The 17,376-nt window shown below is 30.9% G+C and carries 16 protein-coding genes; 8 read left to right on the top strand and 8 right to left on the bottom strand.

Going from position 1 to position 17,376, the window contains the following annotated elements; all coding sequences use genetic code 11:
* Positions 1-105: 105 nt before the first annotated feature.
* Genes AC1RRQ_RS14955 through AC1RRQ_RS14940 form a run of 4 tightly spaced genes read left to right on the top strand, consistent with a single transcriptional unit; the run spans position 106 to position 3,744 of the window.
* Positions 106-354 carry a hypothetical protein gene (locus AC1RRQ_RS14955; protein ID WP_493023833.1) on the top strand — a complete coding sequence of 83 codons (249 nt, stop codon included), beginning with the start codon at positions 106-108 and terminating at the stop codon, positions 352-354.
* A gap of 42 nt (positions 355-396) precedes the next feature.
* Complete coding sequence (locus AC1RRQ_RS14950; protein ID WP_493023832.1) at positions 397-1,635, top strand: oligosaccharide flippase family protein; 1,239 nt, start codon at positions 397-399, stop codon at positions 1,633-1,635.
* The gene (locus AC1RRQ_RS14945) at positions 1,628-2,530 is read left to right on the top strand and encodes a hypothetical protein (RefSeq protein ID WP_493023831.1); all 903 of its coding nucleotides are present in this window, start codon (positions 1,628-1,630) and stop codon (positions 2,528-2,530) included. Before AC1RRQ_RS14950 ends, AC1RRQ_RS14945 begins: the two co-directional genes overlap by 8 nt.
* Positions 2,527-3,744 carry an O-antigen ligase family protein gene (locus AC1RRQ_RS14940; protein WP_493023830.1) on the top strand — a complete coding sequence of 406 codons (1,218 nt, stop codon included), beginning with the start codon at positions 2,527-2,529 and terminating at the stop codon, positions 3,742-3,744. Before AC1RRQ_RS14945 ends, AC1RRQ_RS14940 begins: the two co-directional genes overlap by 4 nt.
* Here the strand turns inward: AC1RRQ_RS14940 and AC1RRQ_RS14935 are convergent.
* The 5 genes from AC1RRQ_RS14935 to AC1RRQ_RS14915 all read right to left on the bottom strand — a co-directional run bounded on the left by AC1RRQ_RS14935 (position 3,682) and on the right by AC1RRQ_RS14915 (position 9,711).
* A complete protein-coding gene (locus AC1RRQ_RS14935; RefSeq protein WP_493023829.1) occupies positions 3,682-4,878 on the bottom strand; it encodes an O-antigen ligase family protein in 1,197 nt (398 codons plus the stop codon). The two genes, AC1RRQ_RS14940 and AC1RRQ_RS14935, sit on opposite strands and share 63 nt — an antisense overlap.
* Positions 4,879-4,912: 34 nt before the next feature.
* Positions 4,913-5,893, bottom strand: coding sequence for a hypothetical protein (locus AC1RRQ_RS14930; RefSeq protein ID WP_493023828.1), 981 nt, complete (start codon positions 5,891-5,893; stop codon positions 4,913-4,915).
* A gap of 7 nt (positions 5,894-5,900) precedes the next feature.
* Positions 5,901-7,580 carry a DUF6909 family protein gene (locus AC1RRQ_RS14925; RefSeq protein WP_493023827.1) on the bottom strand — a complete coding sequence of 560 codons (1,680 nt, stop codon included), beginning with the start codon at positions 7,578-7,580 and terminating at the stop codon, positions 5,901-5,903.
* A 134-nt stretch (positions 7,581-7,714) separates the two neighbouring features.
* Positions 7,715-9,199, bottom strand: coding sequence for a GH3 auxin-responsive promoter family protein (locus AC1RRQ_RS14920; RefSeq protein WP_493023826.1), 1,485 nt, complete (start codon positions 9,197-9,199; stop codon positions 7,715-7,717).
* A gap of 11 nt (positions 9,200-9,210) precedes the next feature.
* Complete coding sequence (locus AC1RRQ_RS14915; RefSeq protein ID WP_493023825.1) at positions 9,211-9,711, bottom strand: peptidase; 501 nt, start codon at positions 9,709-9,711, stop codon at positions 9,211-9,213.
* Positions 9,712-9,922: 211 nt separating this feature from the next.
* Here AC1RRQ_RS14915 and AC1RRQ_RS14910 point away from each other — a divergent pair, with 211 nt between their 5' ends.
* Positions 9,923-10,099: a Sec-independent protein translocase subunit TatA/TatB gene (locus AC1RRQ_RS14910; protein ID WP_074660119.1), complete on the top strand. Its 177-nt coding sequence runs from the start codon at positions 9,923-9,925 to the stop codon at positions 10,097-10,099.
* Between the two features lie 175 nt (positions 10,100-10,274).
* Here the strand turns inward: AC1RRQ_RS14910 and AC1RRQ_RS14905 are convergent, their stop codons facing one another.
* Positions 10,275-12,398 (bottom strand): Tex family protein, encoded by a 2,124-nt coding sequence (locus AC1RRQ_RS14905; protein WP_493023824.1) that lies wholly within the window; start codon positions 12,396-12,398, stop codon positions 10,275-10,277.
* A gap of 116 nt (positions 12,399-12,514) precedes the next feature.
* Between AC1RRQ_RS14905 and AC1RRQ_RS14900 the strand changes: the two genes are divergently transcribed.
* Positions 12,515-12,784 (top strand): DUF1294 domain-containing protein, encoded by a 270-nt coding sequence (locus AC1RRQ_RS14900; protein ID WP_493023823.1) that lies wholly within the window; start codon positions 12,515-12,517, stop codon positions 12,782-12,784.
* Between the two features lie 147 nt (positions 12,785-12,931).
* Here AC1RRQ_RS14900 and rpiB read toward each other — a convergent pair whose 3' ends face one another.
* Together rpiB and AC1RRQ_RS14890 are read right to left on the bottom strand one after the other, a co-directional pair.
* Complete coding sequence (rpiB, locus tag AC1RRQ_RS14895; RefSeq protein ID WP_493023822.1) at positions 12,932-13,363, bottom strand: ribose 5-phosphate isomerase B; 432 nt, start codon at positions 13,361-13,363, stop codon at positions 12,932-12,934.
* 783 nt (positions 13,364-14,146) lie between these two features.
* Positions 14,147-14,380: a putative signal transducing protein gene (locus AC1RRQ_RS14890; protein ID WP_493023821.1), complete on the bottom strand. Its 234-nt coding sequence runs from the start codon at positions 14,378-14,380 to the stop codon at positions 14,147-14,149.
* Between the two features lie 110 nt (positions 14,381-14,490).
* On the opposite strand from AC1RRQ_RS14890, the gene rnr reads away from it, so the two are divergent.
* Positions 14,491-16,671 (top strand): ribonuclease R, encoded by a 2,181-nt coding sequence (gene rnr / locus AC1RRQ_RS14885; protein WP_493023820.1) that lies wholly within the window; start codon positions 14,491-14,493, stop codon positions 16,669-16,671.
* A gap of 23 nt (positions 16,672-16,694) precedes the next feature.
* On the top strand, positions 16,695-17,363 hold the full coding sequence (locus tag AC1RRQ_RS14880) for a head GIN domain-containing protein (protein WP_493023819.1): 669 nt from the start codon (positions 16,695-16,697) through the stop codon (positions 17,361-17,363).
* Positions 17,364-17,376 lie beyond the last annotated feature (13 nt).

Below are 17,376 nucleotides of genomic sequence, written 5' to 3'. Positions count from 1 at the left end.
TTATAATCCTTTCAAAAATAGTTCTTAAAAATTTAATGACGTTTATTTTTTATTTAAAACACATTTAACTTTAATAAAAAAAATTACTTTTGAAAAAAAATCCAAATGAAAAAAATAGCCTTTTTAATCAGTGTATCTTTATTAATTATTTCTTGTCAGGAACCTCAAAAAAAAGAAGAGGAAAAAACTCAAATAGGTAAATATCAAATGACTGTTATTCAAAGGGCCGATACAGGAGAAGTTTGCTTATTTGTATTAGATACCGAAACGGGAACAGTTACAATGCGAAATGATAAATCAGGTTCATGGGCACCTCAAGGAAATCCAGATGATTCTGTAGATAAATCACTTTAATAATACGGCTCCAAGCATTTTGGAGCCTTTATTTCTAGAATTGTGATTAAAAACATCTTCTATAGTTTTAGCATTAATTTTATAAATTTTCTATTTCCGCTAATTCTAATTCCATTTTATATTCATGTATTTGGAATTACGAATTATGGTCTTATTGCTATTTCTTTGTCTTTAATTAATTACATTTCTGTTATTAATGACTATTCCTGGAATGCTTTAGGCCCCATTAAAATTGGCAGATTAAATTCTGATATTAATGCCATTAGCAAATACATTTCAACAGTAATAAATACTAAGTTTCTGTTAACTATTCCTTCTTTTTTATTATTGTTTTTACTTGCTCAGTTATACAATAATATTAGCAGCAATTCTTTATTTTTTCTTTCTTTATTTTTAATGCTTTTCTCGCGTACGCAGAATGCTCACTGGATTTTTATTGGTTTAAACAAAGTCAATGTGTACTGCATAATTAATTCAGTATTTAAGATAAGCTGCCTTTTATCTATATTGTTTTGTGTAAAAAGCAAAGATTCTTTTCAAATTTTATTTTTTATACTCGGTATATTTGACAGCCTGATTTTTATAACCTCTTACATTTATTTGTTTTTAAAAGAAAACTTTGTTTACTCAAAAACCTCTATTAAAGATATTTATATTGAATTACAAGGCGGTTTTAAAATGTTTCTAACTAATTTGACTGTTTGTTCTATCTTAAATTCCGGTACTCTTATTTTAGGTGTTTTTTTCGATTCTAAACTTGTTGGTATTTATAGTGTTTCTGAAAAAGTTATTATGCTTGGTAAACATTGTATAGGAGTTTTATTTCAGGGAGTTTTTCCTAAGATTTGCAACATTGGCATCGCTTCAATTTCTGAATTAAACAAAACCCTGCGTCAAATTTTTCAGTCTTATTTACTTCTTTTTTCTGTTGGAACCGTCATTTTAATTGTATTTTCTGAGCAAATTATTTCTGTTTTAAGCAATGAATATATTTTAGAATCCAGTCGATATTTAATTTTGCTTTCGCCAATTCCTTTAATTGCATCTCTTAATCAATCAGCATATATGTCTTTATTGATGCATGAAAAGAAAAACATTTACTTTAGCGGTTATTTTATTGGTTTAGTAATTAATGTTTCTCTTTCATTTCTGTTGTCTTTTTTCTTTAAAGTCGAAGGAATGATCTCAGCACTTATTATAACCGAATTATTTATTACATTGTTTCTTAATTATAAAGTACTTCGTGATAAGAGTTTAAATTTCTTTAGAAAAAATGATTAAAGTTGGATTTCTTGTTTCTTACGATTTCAAATATTTATACAAATCAATTCCGCTTGTGTATGATGCTTCAGATTTGATCGTACTTGCTGTAGATAAAGATCGTTTAACCTGGAGCGGAAATCCGTTATTTATTGATCCATCATTTTTTGAATGGGTAAAAAAATTCGATACTTTAAACAAAATTGTAATCTACGAAGACACGTTTTATATTCCTGAAAATTCTCCGTCCGAAAATGATACACGAGAGCGCAACTTGCTTGCAAAAGCAATGGGAGATGGCGGATGGCATATTCAAATAGACAGTGATGAATATTTTAATGATTTTAAAAATTTTGCCTCCTTTTTAAAAGAAAAAAAACAATATTTAAAAAACCCGGAAAAACATCCAGTAGAAATTCATGTACAGTGGATTACGTTATTTAAAAAAGTTGAAGGGGGATTTTTATACATCAAAGATTCATTAGATGCTATAGAAGTTGCTACTAATTATCCCAAATATAAGTATATGAGGGCCACAAGGCACTCAAAAAAAATAATAACTAAATTTATCTTATTACATCAATCCTGGGCAAGAGACGATGAAGAAATTTATACCAAAATAACGAACTGGTCTCACAGGGATGATTCTGATAATGCTGCATTTTATAAATTTTGGAAAAACATCACTCTTGATAATTATAAAGAGTTTACTAATTTTCATGATAATGACCCAACAAAATGGAAATCGCTGGAGTTTATTGCCGAAAATGACATTGATTCTTTAAAAATAGAGATCAGCCGTTTTCAATTATTTAAGTTAAAAACTAAAAAATATTTAGTTCAGTTTATGCGCGAAAAACTGCCAATATCTATTCAGAAAAAAATTGAAAATATTTTTAAAAGGTTAGCTAAATGACAGAAACTAAAATAAATAAAACTACCGTTTATTTCTTATACCTTTTGGCATTTGCTTCCTCCTTATATATGTTTGAAGCTGTTCAGGCAATTATAATGTCTGTTGCAAGTCTCTTTTTATTACTTCAATACAATTCTAAAAAACGTTTATTATCGATTAAAACAGCACCGTTTGTTTTGTCTTTTTTTATTCTGCTTGGCTTTAATATTTTTTATTACAATTCTAAAAGTCTGCAGATTATCGCTAACAGTTTTTTAATATTTATTGTACCGCTGTTTAGTACATTTCTTTACGACTCTTCTTTTTTTAAGCAACATAGAGAAAAGATTCTCTTGGTTTATTCTTTTTGTGTTGCCTTAATCAGTACGTATATTATCATTTTTTATATAAATGATATTCCAAATCATCATTTTAATTGGTACTATGCTCGTTTTAATCTAGAGAATAATATCCACATTCATGGTACTTATATTAGTCTGTGGATTGCAATTTCATTGCTTTTTGTTTTTAATTTTCTAGTTAAAAATCAAAATATAGTCTTTAAATTTAAAATACTTTTAATAGTTATTTCTATTGTTTTATTAGCAAGTTTAGTAATCGTTAATACCAGAATGATTCTTTTTTCGACTTTGTTTTTAATTGGATTAAACTGTTATTTTTTCTTTTATAAAAAGGGTAAATTAAATACTAAACTGATTCTTTTACCACTAGTTCTGTTATTTCTGGGAGTTATTTTTTTATCACAGCGGTACAAAGATGATATTCAGTTTTTAAATAAAAATAAGATTGAAAATTCAAGTCGATATACTATTTGTTTTTGTTCATTAAAAGTAATCACTGATTCACGTTTTTTAGGAACAGACAATGGCTCTATACAGCCAAAACTAAATACATGTTATGATGAATATGGGTTTGATGATTTATCAAAAGAGAATTTAAATTCTCATAATCAATACCTTGATTTTTTTATGAAAGGCGGATTTTTACTTTTTATCGCCTTTATTTCAACTCTTTTTATAAAACTTAGATTTGCTTTAAAGAGCAAGAATTATTTCTATTTTTCGATTTGCTTGTTGTTTACTTTTTCTTTTTTGACAGAAAACATTCTGGTTCGTCAATACGGAATTTACATTTTTCTTCTCTGCGATGTTCTATTCCTCGGTTCCATTTTGACGAATAAAAGCCATAGTACAAATGAAATAGAAAAAAACTAGTGTAGGTATTAAAAGCATACATCCGTCGCTTAAACAAACAAATAAATACGTTAGTATTCCTAATAAGTAAACTTGGTTGTTATTTTTAGTTTGCAAAAAGATATATACGGGAGCAAAAAAGGAAATACAAAATAAAAATAAACCAACAATACCAAATTGTCTAAATATAGATAAGTACACAATTTCGTCAATTATAGTATAAGGTCCGTTTCCAAATAATGAAATTTCGTTTACTTTTCTAATTTGTAAAATTCTTCCGCCCAGATTTGAGTCAAGAATAAATCCTTCTAAAGATCCATATTGGAAATATCTCGTCATAAGAACTGATCCAATAACAAAAAGTAAAAATCCTCCAATTAGATATACTTTGGCTAATTGCTGGAGTTTGTTTCTGTAAATAATTAAAAAGAAGAAAATTAAACCTATCCAAACTGTTCTTGATAAGGTTAAGGTTAAAGCTAGAATGACAATGAAAATTTTAAACTTCGATGTCGTTTTTTTATAAAAAATAGGAAACAGCATTAAAGTACATACTCCAAAAATATTTCCGTTATTGTATGTCGAGATTAATTTAGCAATAGATCCTCTTTGATTAAATTTAGACCGTGCCAGTTCTCCTACATCATCGGCATTAATCGTTATATAAGGGATTTCTAAAAAATACCCATAAATTTGTTTGTATGAAAACAAAAAAACTCCGTAAACAGAGATTATAAAAACTGCATTTGCTATTAATTTTTCAATGTAATCCTGATCTATTTTAGTTAGAAAATACCCTAAAATGATATAAAACAAAAAAGGCAGGAAAACAAAGCTGATGTAAAACGCAATAAAATTACCTGCTGATCCTTCGTAACCAAAAATTAATAAATGAACTGAAAAATAAACCACAAATGGTAAAGTCGCTACAAAACACATAAAATGTCTGCTATTAACAGGAAATCTGTATTTGCTGACTATAACAACTGCCGAAAGAATTAGTAGAAATCCTAAATATAAATATCCCCAAGTCAAAGGAATTCCAGCAATTTTAATACCTCCTTTTGGAATTATAACTAATAATAAAACTCCTAAAAAAAATAAAATCTCTCTTAGTCTTTCATTATTTAATTTAAGTAATAAAATGTTTTTCATCTTAAAAATAAGAAATGACTATTAAGATAATATACTAGACTTGTAATGCCTTTTGTTTATTATAAAATCTCTTTAAAAATACTACGCTAATAAAAGCAAACAAAAACAAAATAGGTAATACCAATCTCATTTTTCCTTTTATAGATTGTGAGTTTTCAATATTTGTAACAACTGAACTTTCTTTTATAATCTTACTAGAAGTAATTAATTCTACTTTTAAGCTTCCATTTTCTCTAATAAGGCCCTCTTTTGTTTTTAGGATATCGTTGAGCTGCACATTTTCATTATAATAAACCAGTTTATCATTTTTTACTGCGCCTAACGATTCTGAATTAGAGAACTTGTTTAAAATATTATCAATCTGTAAAAGAATTTGATCATTTGCTTTAATCTTTTGTTTGATATTATCTACAGATACTTTTTGTACCTCAGCATAATAATCACTTGCATTAAAGTAATTCAACAATGCTTTCACCGTATTTTCATCTTTCAATGCAAAGTTGGTTGAAAAAGTAATAATGTAAAAAGGGTAATTTTTACTTGTGGTTGTTTCCTTTATAATAGATTTTAAATCTCCGTTTGCGGTCATTAATTTTAAAACCTCTAAGTTTTGTTCATTGTTATTGACAAACTTAAAAACATCTACAATGGGTTCTATTTTTATATTGGATATTCTTGAAGTCTCTGATAATCCCATTTTGTTAAAAAAGGACTTATCATCTGTTATAATCTTTGATTGAATTAAATCAACCTTAGCGTATAAATAATCTACACTGCCAAAATTTGGCGTTACAATTATTTGATTATAATATGTCTTTTGAGTCTTATCTAAAAATAACCCAAGTCCAAATCCAACAACAACTAAAATTAAGACAATCAGCCAATTTCGTATAAAGAACTGAATGCTTCTAAAGATAGAAGCATTAATTCTTTCAAAGAAGTTACTTATTTTTTTCGAAATCAAAACCAAATCAATTTCTTGATCTGTATTATTCTGCGGTACTTTTGTACTCATTTAGGATTTATTTGATGTTGAAAATCTGTTCTAGAATTTTAATTGTAATTAAGTATGTTGGTTTTACACCCGTTGTTCCTAATCCGCCGGAAGCTAATGTACTTCCTGTTTCTAAAGGGTTATCTGAAGCATAATAAGCATAACGAACTTTAATGTCGTGAGGTACGCTTTTTCTAATTTTTGATGCCGACTGAATTGCTTTTTGGTAATAAGATCCTTCCATTTCCAGACCAATTACTCCCCAAGTCGATTCGTGGAAAAATTTCAACAAATCTCTGTTTTGTAATGATGTTCCAAGAACGGTAACCATCGCGCCTTCATAAATGTCGATGTCGTTTCCTTCAAACATGGCGCCTGTTAATTCATTTTCGAAGAAATAATTATCGGCAGTTCCTTCGTTTATATGCGCCGTTGGGATCATGATATCTCCTTTTCCGCCTTCCAAAATTCCGGCTTTACCCATAATCGAAACCGATTTTACGTTTAGTAAAGTTTCTTTTTTAAAGGGTTTTAAAAGCTCGTCGATTGTTTCATAAGCCTGTTCTCCAAAAGCATAATCCATTACAATAATTACCGGTTTATCTTCGCCGAAATTAGCATTGGCAAATGCCGTTTTTGACAAGTCAATTTTGGCTGTATCAAAAATCTGAACGTCTATATTGGTTCCAGAAGTATCCGGAAGCGAAATCATTCCGTTTTTTAAAGCTAATTCTTCAACCTGGCTTCTAATTTCTTTTGAGCCCGAACTGCTTAATTCTTCATAAATAAAGAAATCTGTTTTACCTTTAAATTTTGATGTTAATAAAGGCGTTGCAAAAATCGAGTTCATTACACTATGCATGTTTGCACTTATTACGTGAATGGGTCTCTTTAAAAGATTGTTTGCTTTTAAAACTTCTTTGATATTGGTTGCCCAGATTTCTCCGTGAATATGATGTCCCAGACGTTCACGTAAAACCGGACTAAAAGTAATCGTACGTTTGTTGTTTTCTACAATTTCTTCGATCGCTAATTTTCCTAACCAGTAAATAACATGCAGGAAACGATCTGGAGCATTTTCTGAACCAAAAGCGTCGTAAATATCCAAAACCTCTTCAAAAGTTCTGGCTAAAATATTAGCAGCGTGCGAAATCGCTTTTTCTTTTTCAACCAGCGAAAGTTTTTTTGTCTGCGTTACAGCTTGTTCTAATTTTAGCCAATCACGCGAAACTTCTCCACCATCATCTAATAAAACACGATTTTTGATTTTATGAGATTCAATAAAGATAAATGTCAAATGCGTTAGAATATCATAAATATCAGAACGTCCGCGAGTGATTTCAACATTCATTTGTTCTTCGTCAATTCTATAACAGTTTCTTCTTCTTTTTGGAGGAACAATGGCTTGAAAATGCGATTTAGAATATCCTTCGTCTGAAGTTAAATTAATGAATCTACATTGTTCAATTCCTATAGGAAGACGTTCTATAACGTATAAAAGCCCGTTTAGTTCTACTTTTTCTTCGGCAATATTTCCATAAATTTCTGGACGTAAGGCTAATAATGATTCGCGTAAACTGTCGCCAGAAACTCCCATTGGTTTGTAAAAACCACGGTTGAATAAATGGCGCATTGTAATGTACATTTTTTCTATGGCTGCAGATGATTCCTGAGCTCTTGATCTTGATATATGTTTAGTTTCTTTCATGCTATTTTATTTTAAAAATCTTCTCTTAGAGAAGGTAATTCTATTTTCGAGAAACGAAAGTAGGAATTATAAATGTAAGTTTAATAAAACTGTTTTTAACAAATTGTTAGAATAACCAATAATTATTGGTGTTTCTATTTCAAATTATCTGCAATATCTCTATTATTTGACAATCTCGGAATTTTATTCTGTCCGCCCAGTTTTCCCTGCGATTTCATGTATTCCTGAAATCCGTTTTTTGAAACCTTGCTTACTACCACTTTTCGCAAAACGTTTCCGGTAATTAAATCGTCGTAGTAAATATTTTGTTTTCGCATAGAATTGTCTATTGCTTCTGCAAAAGTATCTATGCTTTCTGGTTCATTTTCGAATTCTATCAGCCATTCGTGATAAGGTAATCCCGTAGCTGGCGTAATTTGCGGTGCAACGGTAAATTCGTTAATCACAATATTGGTTCCTGCTGTTGCTTCTTTCATTGCATTTTCTACTTCATTTGCAATAACGTGCTCGCCAAAAGCCGAAATGTAATGTTTGATACGTCCAGAAACTATAACACGATACGGAGCCAAAGATGTAAACTGAACGGTGTCACCAATGTTATAACCCCAAAGTCCGGCATTTGTAGAAACGATTAAAGCATAATTTACTCCCAATTCTACTTCGCTAATTGTATATCTTTTTGGGTTTTCGGTAAAAAATTCATCGGCTTTAATGAATTCGTAGAAAATTCCTGAATTCAATAACAAAAGCATTCCTTTTTCTTTTTGAGAATCCTGATAGGCAAAAAAACCTTCCGAAGCCGGAAACAACTCAATGCTGTCTACTTTTTTACCAATCATTTGCTCAAATTTGGCGCGGTAAGGTTCGTAATTAACACCGCCGTAAATAAACAAATTAAAGTTTTTGAAAATTTCGCTTATCTTTTTTCCACCGCTTTTTTCCTGTAAACGCTCAAAATACATTTGAACCCAAGATGGAATTCCGGAAATAACCGACATATCTTCTTTAATAGTCTCACCAACAATTGCATTTACCTTTGTATCCCAGTCTTCGATACAATTGGTTTCCCAAGTCGGCATTCGATTTTTCTGTAAATATTTAGGAACAAAATGAGCCACAATTCCAGAAAGTCTTCCAAATTTAATTCCGTGTTTCTCTGTCAAAATTGGACTTCCCTGCAAAAAGATCATTTTTCCATCAACAAAATCAGCATTTCTTGTTTCGTTAATATAATGCAGAATAGCGTTTCGGGCCGCATTTACATGCGTTGGCATCGACTCTTTGGTAAGCGGAATATATTTAGCCCCGGATGTTGTTCCGGATGTTTTGGCAAAATAAAGCGGTTTTCCTTTCCAGAGAATGTTTTCCTGGCCAATTTTTACCTTTTCTATATAGCTTTTTAAATCTTCGTAATCGCGAATAGGAACATTCTTCTGAAAATCTTCAAATGTTTTTATTTTGTCAAAATGATGATCTTTTCCAAATTCGGTTTCTTTGGCGCTTTCGATTAAACTTTTAAAAACTTCAAATTGCGTTTCGACTGGTTTATTAGCCCACGAAAGTGTTTGATTGTATATTTTACGGGCAAATATTCTCGCCGCTATAGATTTAATTGACATTTTTTATGGTATTATTTTTTGCCGCTTTTACTTTTTTTGCCCTTATTTTCAACCGAATCCTTTTCCATTTTGGCAACTTCCTCTCTAAGTTTAATTTCTTCTTCTGTCGCTTTCATATTCAAATCAGAAGGAGCATCGGCTTCAGCCACAATAGAATCTTTATTGAATTTAGCATATTCCAATTCGCCTTTTAAAACTTTTTGTATTCCTTTTATATAGGCTTCATTTTTCTTAAGCGCTGTTTCTAATGAATCTGATTTTATTGCCAGCTGGGTTGCATTTCTTTTTAATTGAGAAGAAGAGTAACCTGGAATAAATTCGCGTAAAGGAGTAAAAGCAATTATAAAAGTAGTAACTAAAATAAGAAATATCCCGCCTAAAGTAAACGTTACAAACACGTTCATTAAAGTAAGACGAAAAGAAAAAATCTCTTCAAAAGTGTCTTCATTCAAAATTACCAATCGGTTTTTAATGAATAATTTTTTCCTGAGGTTCCTTTTTTTCTTCGTCATTTTGCTTAATTATACGAGCAAATATAGTAATTAATCGCATTGTTGATGCCCGATAAAAATGCGTAAAACTATTAATTTAATGATTTTATAAAATATTTAACGCACTTAAAAAGAAATTTTTTAATCCAAAAACCATTCTTGTTCGTATATTCTATATACCTTTGCGGTGAAAATAAAAAATCAATTTGCTTCGGCATTAAATATAATAGTCATGGGAAGATTAGGTCTTACAGAAATCCTTGTTATCGTAGGTATTGTGATATTACTTTTTGGAGGTAAAAAAATTCCAGAATTAATGAAAGGTTTAGGAAGTGGAATTAAGGAATTTAAAAACGCTGCTAAAGACGATCAACCTGCTGTGAAAAAAGAGGAAGAAGAAGTAAAGTAATAATTACAACTTTTTAAAAAATTAAAAATCCCAAGTTATAATTGTAGCTTGGGATTTTTTGTTTTTATATCTCTTTTAAAATAAAAACTTTACGCAATCTTGTCATTTCGAGTCTCGTTTCTCGAAATAACAAGATTATGGAAGGCTGGAATTTGGAATTTATTTTTTGGAATTTCTACAAAACCATTGTCAGTTGAATTCTCTTTCTATCTTCATCAACTTCAGTTACTTTAACATCAACATGCTGATGCAGTTTTACCACTTCGTTTACATCGCTGACAAATCCCGCTTTCAACTGTGAAATGTGAACTAATCCGCTTTCTTTGATTCCGATGTCAACAAAACAGCCAAAATTGGTAATGTTATTCACAATTCCAGGTAAAATCATTCCGGTTTTTAAATCTTTAATCGATTTTACATTGGCATCAAATTCAAAAACCTTAGCCGACTTTCTTGGGTCTAATCCAGGCTTTTCAAGCTCTTTTATGATGTCTTTCAGTGTTAGTAAACCAATTTCAGGTGTAATATAGTTTTCGGCCTTAATTAGGGCTGTTTTCTCTTTGTTAGCAATTAAGTCGTTTACCGAAAGTTTCAAATCTTTTGCCATCTTTTCAACAACCGGATAAGCCTCCGGATGCACTGCCGAATTATCCAGCGGATTTTTAGCATTTGTAATTCTAATGAACGCTGCTCCCTGCTGATAGGCCTTATCGCCCAAACGAGGTACTTTCTTCAATTGTTTTCTATCTTCAAACGGACCATTTTCTGAACGGTACTGTACAATGTTTTCAGCCAGCTTCTCTCCTATTCCACTCACATAACTCAATAAATGTTTACTCGCGGTGTTAATATTAATTCCAACCGAGTTTACGCAGCGAATTACGGTATTATCTAGTTCTTCTTTTAATTTAGTCTGGTCAACATCGTGTTGGTATTGCCCTACTCCAATTGCTTTTGGGTCAATTTTTACCAATTCGGCCAAAGGATCTGAAAGTCTTCTTCCGATAGAAACTGAACCACGAACCGTAACATCATAATTTGGGAATTCTTCTCTCGCAATTTTTGATGCCGAATAAACCGAAGCTCCAGCTTCAGAAACAATAAAAACCTGTACCGGTTTGTCGAACGCGATTTTTTTGATGAAAAATTCGGTTTCTCTTGAAGCCGTTCCATTACCAATAGAAATGGCATCTATTTGATAGGCATTTACCATCGAACGGATTTTCTTGATCGCCATTGATTCCTCATTTTGAGGTGCGTGCGGATAAATGGTTTCGTTGTATAACAAATCTCCTTTTTCATCCAGACAAACTACTTTACAACCGCTTCTAAATCCCGGATCGATTGCCAAAATTCGTTTTTCTCCCAATGGTGGCGCTAATAATAACTGCCCTAAATTGTTGGCAAAAACCTGAATAGAATTGGCATCAGCTTTTGCTTTTGCTTCCTGCAGCGTTTCGTTTCCAATTGCCGGATTCAGTAAACGTTTATAACTGTCTTCAATTGCTAATTGCAAATGAGCTGTTGTACTGTTTTGCTTTTTAATGACAATTTCATCAATAATATCGTAAGCATCATCAATATCAACATCAATTTTCATCTTAACAAAACCTTCGTTTTCAGCACGAAGCATTGCTAATAATCGGTGTGATGGTGTTTTTGTTAACGGTTCTTCCCAATCAAAATATTGACTGAATTTTTGTGCTCCTTCTTCTTCGGCTTTCTTTTTTACAACTTTAGTTCCAATAGTTGCTTTTCGCTGAAATAATCTACGAAGCTGTTTACGAACATAAATGTTTTCGTTAATCCATTCGGCCACAATATCTCGTGCGCCTTGCATTGCCGCTTCTTCATTAATAACATTATCATTAATGTATTGTGTCGAAATAAAATCAACATCAACATCACTTTCTGACATAATAATTTTTGCCAAAGGTTCTAAACCAAATTCGCGAGCCACATCGGCTTTTGTTTTTTTCTTCTTTTTATACGGCAGATAAAAATCCTCTATTTCTTGTAAATCAAAGCTTTCTTCAATCTTTTTCTTCAATTCCGGCGTAAGCGCTTTTTGCTCTTCAATAGATTTTAAAACAGCTTCTTTACGTTTTACAACCGTTTCATAATCTTTTTGCAATTTTGCAATCTGCTCAATTATAGTTTCATCTAGATTTCCGGTGGTATCTTTTCGGTAACGCGAAATAAACGGAATTGTACAGTCTTCTTCTAGTAATTTTACAGTGTTTTGAATGTTGATTGCTGCAGTTTGAACAGTCTTGGCAATGAATTGAATATTAGTCATACTTTTAATGAAATAAATTCTTAATTATAAATTGATATAATTTACTTGTTAAATATAATAAGTAGATTCATCAATCGTTCGGCTAAAATAATATCTTTGTTTTTAATATTAAGCCAATGGAAATTTTTTTACTTTATTTTTTATTTATAAACATCATCGTTTTTATTCTTGCCGGATATGACAAATATTTGGCTCGAAAAAATAAACGAAGAATCCCGGAAAACACCTTATTCTTTCTTGAAGCAATTGGCGGAACAATAGGTTTATTAACAGCTATGTTTTTGTTTAGACATAAAACGAGTAAAACTTCATTTATTGTCAAATTCTCATTAATATTTTTGATTCAGCTGGTTTTGATTTATCTTAAATTAAACCATAAAATATAGATATTAACAATGTTAATAACCTTAAAATACAATAATAATTAACTGATTTTAAATACATTAAATAAATAAAAAACCGGATGAATTATAAAAATCCGCCCGGTGTGTTTATTCTTTATAGGTGCGAAGCACCCGATTTTTTTTGAAGTTTTACGAACAAGCAATCTTGTTTACTCTGTTTTGGTGTCTTCCGCCTTCAAATGCTGTAGCCAAAAAGGTTTCAACAATTTCAACTGCTTGAGGAATAGAAGTAAAGCGCGCCGGAATACTTACAATATTAGCATCGTTATGTAAACGCGTTAAATAAGCAATTTCTTTAGTCCAGCATAAGCCGGCTCTCACTTTAGGATGTTTATTAACAGTCATTGCAATTCCGTTTCCGCTTCCGCAGATTACGATCCCAAAATCGGCTTTACCTTCAGATACATCATTAGCAACAGGATGCCCAAAATCTGGATAATCAACAGAAGCATCAGTATCAGTTCCGTAATTCGTTACTTCATATCCTTTTGCCTGCAGCATTTCAACAATTGCTTTTTTATATTCTGGTCCTGCGTGGTCGTTTCCTATCGAAATTTTCATCTTTTCTATACTATTAAGTTGTGTAATGCAAATTTACTCAATTAATAAATGTTTGTCACGAATTACACCAATTTTCACAAATTATTTTCTTTATAGATACAATCTCAACAATACAATAGAAATTAAAATATATTTGTTTAATTCGTGACCAAAAAACATCATTTTACAACTATCTTACTTTCAAAAACTTAACAGTTATCAACATTTTTAATAACTCTATAAGTTACTCATAATCAATAAAGAATAAACAGAATATTTGTTAAAATTTTGAGGTGTTCATATCAATTCCTAATTCGTTGATATTCAGTTAACTTTAAGTTAACATAATTTGTTAATAAGTTCGAAAAGAAAATTAGAAGTTTTTTTTGGTTGTATCGAAAAAAAGCCTAATCCAAAATTGGAATTAAAAATCCTAATAAAGTTTCATGAATTTTTAGAAAAGTTATCAATACCAAAAATACCATTTTCAACAAAAATCAACAGGTGAACTTATCTACAAAATCAATTCATTTTTGGTTGTCAACCGTTGTTAATTAAAATACAAAAAGTCTTATAAATTAATCTTTTAGCTCAAGATAACTATGTTGATAACTCCCAATAACTAAGAGAAACTTCATTTCAATACTTTTAAAAATAAATTTATTCGACATATTAACACACTATAATAACCAACAATTTTTTTTAAATTTTTAAAAATCTTTTTTGTTGTATTTAATATATGTTGAAAACTAAAAAAGTTGAAAATGAAAAAAAATGATTTTTAGTTTGAAAAAAGAAAGTTGTTTAAACGATTTTGAGAGGATTGTTTAAGTTGTCAAGGATTTCCTGAACTTGTTCGAAATCGTTTGGATGAACTTTAAGTTTGATGCCTCCCACGGTATTTGAGTACAATGGCATAACAGAGAGTGTCATTTCGTTTTCGAAAAAATACGGGATTTCTTCCTGTTCTAGTAAGTGTTTGAGAACCACAGTTTCGTGCTGATAATTGAATACGGCAATCGTTTGAAAGCTTTCCATATTAGGTCTTTTTGTAAATGTACGAAAAGTTATATTTTTAATAATTCTAATTGTTAAAAAGAATTATCTAATATCTTATTTGTAATTTTAAGCCTTATAAGAAAAGATATATGAGTAAGAAAATTAGAAAGCCGATAAAGAGTGAGAAAGATTTCTCAGGAAAAATATTAAAGATTTTATCGCAAAATGCTAATAAACCATTCAATTATAAACAAATAGGAGCAAAGCTTGAACTTGATGATACAAAAAGCAGAAACCAGATTATAAAAGATTTAAAAATTCTGGCAGCTCAAAAGAAGATTGTAGAAACAGAACCTGGAAAATATTTAGTTAAAGCTATAAGTCAGGATTATTACGAAGGAACAATAGATATGACGAGCAGAAAAACGGCATATTTTATTTGTGATGAGTTTGAAGAAGATGTTTTTATTCCGACTAATAATTTGAATCGTGCATTAGACAAAGACAAAGTAAAAGTTTACGTTTATAACAGAAGAAAAGGTAAAAGACCTGAAGGTGAAGTAATTGAAGTTATAGAAAGAGATAAAACAGAGTTTGTAGGAGTAATTGATATTCAAGCCAATTTTGCTTTTGTTTCGACTGCAAATCCTAAAATGTATACCGATATTTTTATTGCAAAAGATAAAATTGGTGAAGCAGAAAACGGAGATGTGGTTTTAGTTAAAATTGATGAATGGCCTAAGAGAGCTGATAGTCCTTTTGGAACTGTAATTCGTGTTTTAGGAAAACCAGGAGAACACAATACAGAGATTCACGCTATTTTAGCCGAATATGGACTTCCATCAGATTTTCCGGTAGAAGTAGAGGTTTTTGCACAAAAGCTGGATACTTCAATTCAGGAAGCTGAAATAGCAAAGCGTCGTGATATGCGCGATACGCTTACATTTACGATAGATCCAAAAGATGCAAAAGATTTTGATGATGCATTGTCTTTCAAAAAGTTAGATAATGGAAACTTCGAAATTGGAATACATATTGCCGATGTTTCGTATTATCTAGAAGAAGGAACAATCCTGGATGATGAAGCGTATCAAAGAGCAACTTCGGTTTATTTGGTCGATAGAGTAGTGCCAATGCTTCCGGAAGTTTTATCTAATTTTGCGTGTTCATTACGTCCAAATGAAGAGAAATATACGTTTTCTGCCGTATTTGAAGTTTCTCCAACTGCACAAGTTATTAACCAATGGTTTGGTAGAACTGTAATTTATTCAGATCAGCGTTTTGCTTACGAAGAAGCACAATATATCATTGAAACAAAAGATAATACAATTCCGGTTGATGTTTCTATTACTGGTGAATCTTATGTAGTTTCAGATGAAATTACAGAGGCAACTTTAAAACTAGATGAATTAGCGAAGATTTTGCGACAAAAAAGAATGCAGAATGGTGCTATTTCTTTTGATAAAGTTGAAGTAAAATTTAATTTGGATGCCGAAGGAGAACCTGAAGGAGTTTATTTCAAAGTTTCTAAAGACGCCAATCATTTAATTGAAGAATTCATGCTTTTAGCCAATAGAAAAGTGGCTGAATACATTGGAAAACAAAAGAAAACATTTGTTTACAGGATTCACGACGAACCAAACGAAGACAAATTAATTGCAATGCAATCTGTAATTGCTAAATTTGGTTATAAAATAGATTTCCGTAACAAAGGCGATATATCTAAGTCTTTGAATGCATTGATGGAAGAAGTAAATGGTAAAAAAGAGCAAAATTTAATTGATACTCTTGCTATTAGAAGTATGAGTAAAGCCAAATATTCGACAGAGAATATTGGACATTATGGTTTAGCTTTTGATTATTACAGCCATTTTACATCGCCAATTCGTCGTTATCCAGACGTTATGGTACACCGTTTGCTGCAGTATTATTTAGATAATGGCGCTTCGGTAGATGAAGAAGTTTACGAAACAAAATGTCTGCATTGTTCTAATATGGAAAGTTTAGCGACTAATGCTGAACGTGATAGTATTAAATACATGCAGGTTAAATACATGCAGGATCATCAGGATGAAGAATTCCTTGGAGTTATTTCTGGTGTTACCGAATGGGGAATTTATGTTGAAATCGTTTCTAATAAATGCGAAGGAATGGTAAGAATCAGAGAAATAAAAGATGATTATTATACTTTCGATGAAAAACAATATGCCTTGGTTGGAGCAACTTCAAACAGCATTTTGCAATTAGGAGACGAAATTTATGTAAAAGTTAAAAATGCCGATTTAGTTAAAAAACAACTTGATTTTCATTTTTTAAGGCGAGCAGAATAGAGGTTTAATTATAAAATAAAAGTATGAAAAAGTTAATTATAGGAGCGGCAATTTTATTTGTTCAAATGTCTTTTGGTCAGGTTACCAAAGAATTAGGAGATTTTGATACCGTAAAAGTTTACGATAAATTAAGTGTAAAATTAGTTCCTTCATCTGAAAATAAAGTTGTTATAAAAGGAACAAGAGAAGCAGAGTTAGAAGCTGTTAATAAAAACGGAATTTTAAAATTAAGAATGCCTTTTCCTAAACTTTTGTCAGGAAACGATCTTCAGGTAACTTTGTATTATAAACATATAGAACTAATTGATGCTAATGAAGGTGCAGTTGTTACAAGCACAGAAGCTATAAAAGCGACTTCGTTTAAAGTTAGTGCACAAGAAGGTGCTAAAATTAATGTAGATTTGAATGTTGATAAACTAAAAGTAAGTTCAGTTTCGGGCGGAGAAATCACTGCAACTGGTAAAGCAGATAACCTTGATGCAAGTCTTGGAGCAGGCGGTTACTTCCTTGGAAGTAAATTAGCCACTTCTCAGACCAAAGTAAGCGTTTCTGCGGGCGGAAAAGCAGATGTTAATGCTTCTACCCTTGTAGATGCAAAAGTTAGCGCAGGAGGCTCTATTTACATTTATGGGAAACCAAAGCAAATTAATCAGAAAACAGTTTTTGGAGGTAAAATCGAAGAAGTAAAATAACAAGTCGTATTTT

It is taken from the genome of Flavobacterium sp. GW821-FHT12A05 (assembly GCF_058807735.1).
Note: the sequence above shows the minus strand (reverse complement) of the source record. Positions and strands in the feature narration are given on the sequence as shown.

What these genes read in the sequence shown, in the direction of transcription:
- AC1RRQ_RS14920 (WP_493023826.1), bottom strand. Translation starts at nt 9,199, where the DNA reads ATGTCAATTAAATCTATAGCGGCGAGAATATTTGCCCGTAAAATATAC.
- AC1RRQ_RS14880 (WP_493023819.1), top strand. Translation starts at nt 16,695, where the DNA reads ATGAAAAAGTTAATTATAGGAGCGGCAATTTTATTTGTTCAAATGTCT.
- AC1RRQ_RS14900 (WP_493023823.1), top strand. Translation starts at nt 12,515, where the DNA reads ATGGAAATTTTTTTACTTTATTTTTTATTTATAAACATCATCGTTTTT.
- AC1RRQ_RS14945 (WP_493023831.1), top strand. Translation starts at nt 1,628, where the DNA reads ATGATTAAAGTTGGATTTCTTGTTTCTTACGATTTCAAATATTTATAC.
- AC1RRQ_RS14930 (WP_493023828.1), bottom strand. Translation starts at nt 5,893, where the DNA reads ATGAGTACAAAAGTACCGCAGAATAATACAGATCAAGAAATTGATTTG.
- AC1RRQ_RS14955 (WP_493023833.1), top strand. Translation starts at nt 106, where the DNA reads ATGAAAAAAATAGCCTTTTTAATCAGTGTATCTTTATTAATTATTTCT.
- rnr (WP_493023820.1), top strand. Translation starts at nt 14,491, where the DNA reads ATGAGTAAGAAAATTAGAAAGCCGATAAAGAGTGAGAAAGATTTCTCA.
- AC1RRQ_RS14940 (WP_493023830.1), top strand. Translation starts at nt 2,527, where the DNA reads ATGACAGAAACTAAAATAAATAAAACTACCGTTTATTTCTTATACCTT.
- AC1RRQ_RS14915 (WP_493023825.1), bottom strand. Translation starts at nt 9,711, where the DNA reads ATGACGAAGAAAAAAAGGAACCTCAGGAAAAAATTATTCATTAAAAAC.
- AC1RRQ_RS14890 (WP_493023821.1), bottom strand. Translation starts at nt 14,380, where the DNA reads ATGGAAAGCTTTCAAACGATTGCCGTATTCAATTATCAGCACGAAACT.
- AC1RRQ_RS14925 (WP_493023827.1), bottom strand. Translation starts at nt 7,580, where the DNA reads ATGAAAGAAACTAAACATATATCAAGATCAAGAGCTCAGGAATCATCT.
- AC1RRQ_RS14935 (WP_493023829.1), bottom strand. Translation starts at nt 4,878, where the DNA reads ATGAAAAACATTTTATTACTTAAATTAAATAATGAAAGACTAAGAGAG.
- rpiB (WP_493023822.1), bottom strand. Translation starts at nt 13,363, where the DNA reads ATGAAAATTTCGATAGGAAACGACCACGCAGGACCAGAATATAAAAAA.
- AC1RRQ_RS14905 (WP_493023824.1), bottom strand. Translation starts at nt 12,398, where the DNA reads ATGACTAATATTCAATTCATTGCCAAGACTGTTCAAACTGCAGCAATC.
- AC1RRQ_RS14910 (WP_074660119.1), top strand. Translation starts at nt 9,923, where the DNA reads ATGGGAAGATTAGGTCTTACAGAAATCCTTGTTATCGTAGGTATTGTG.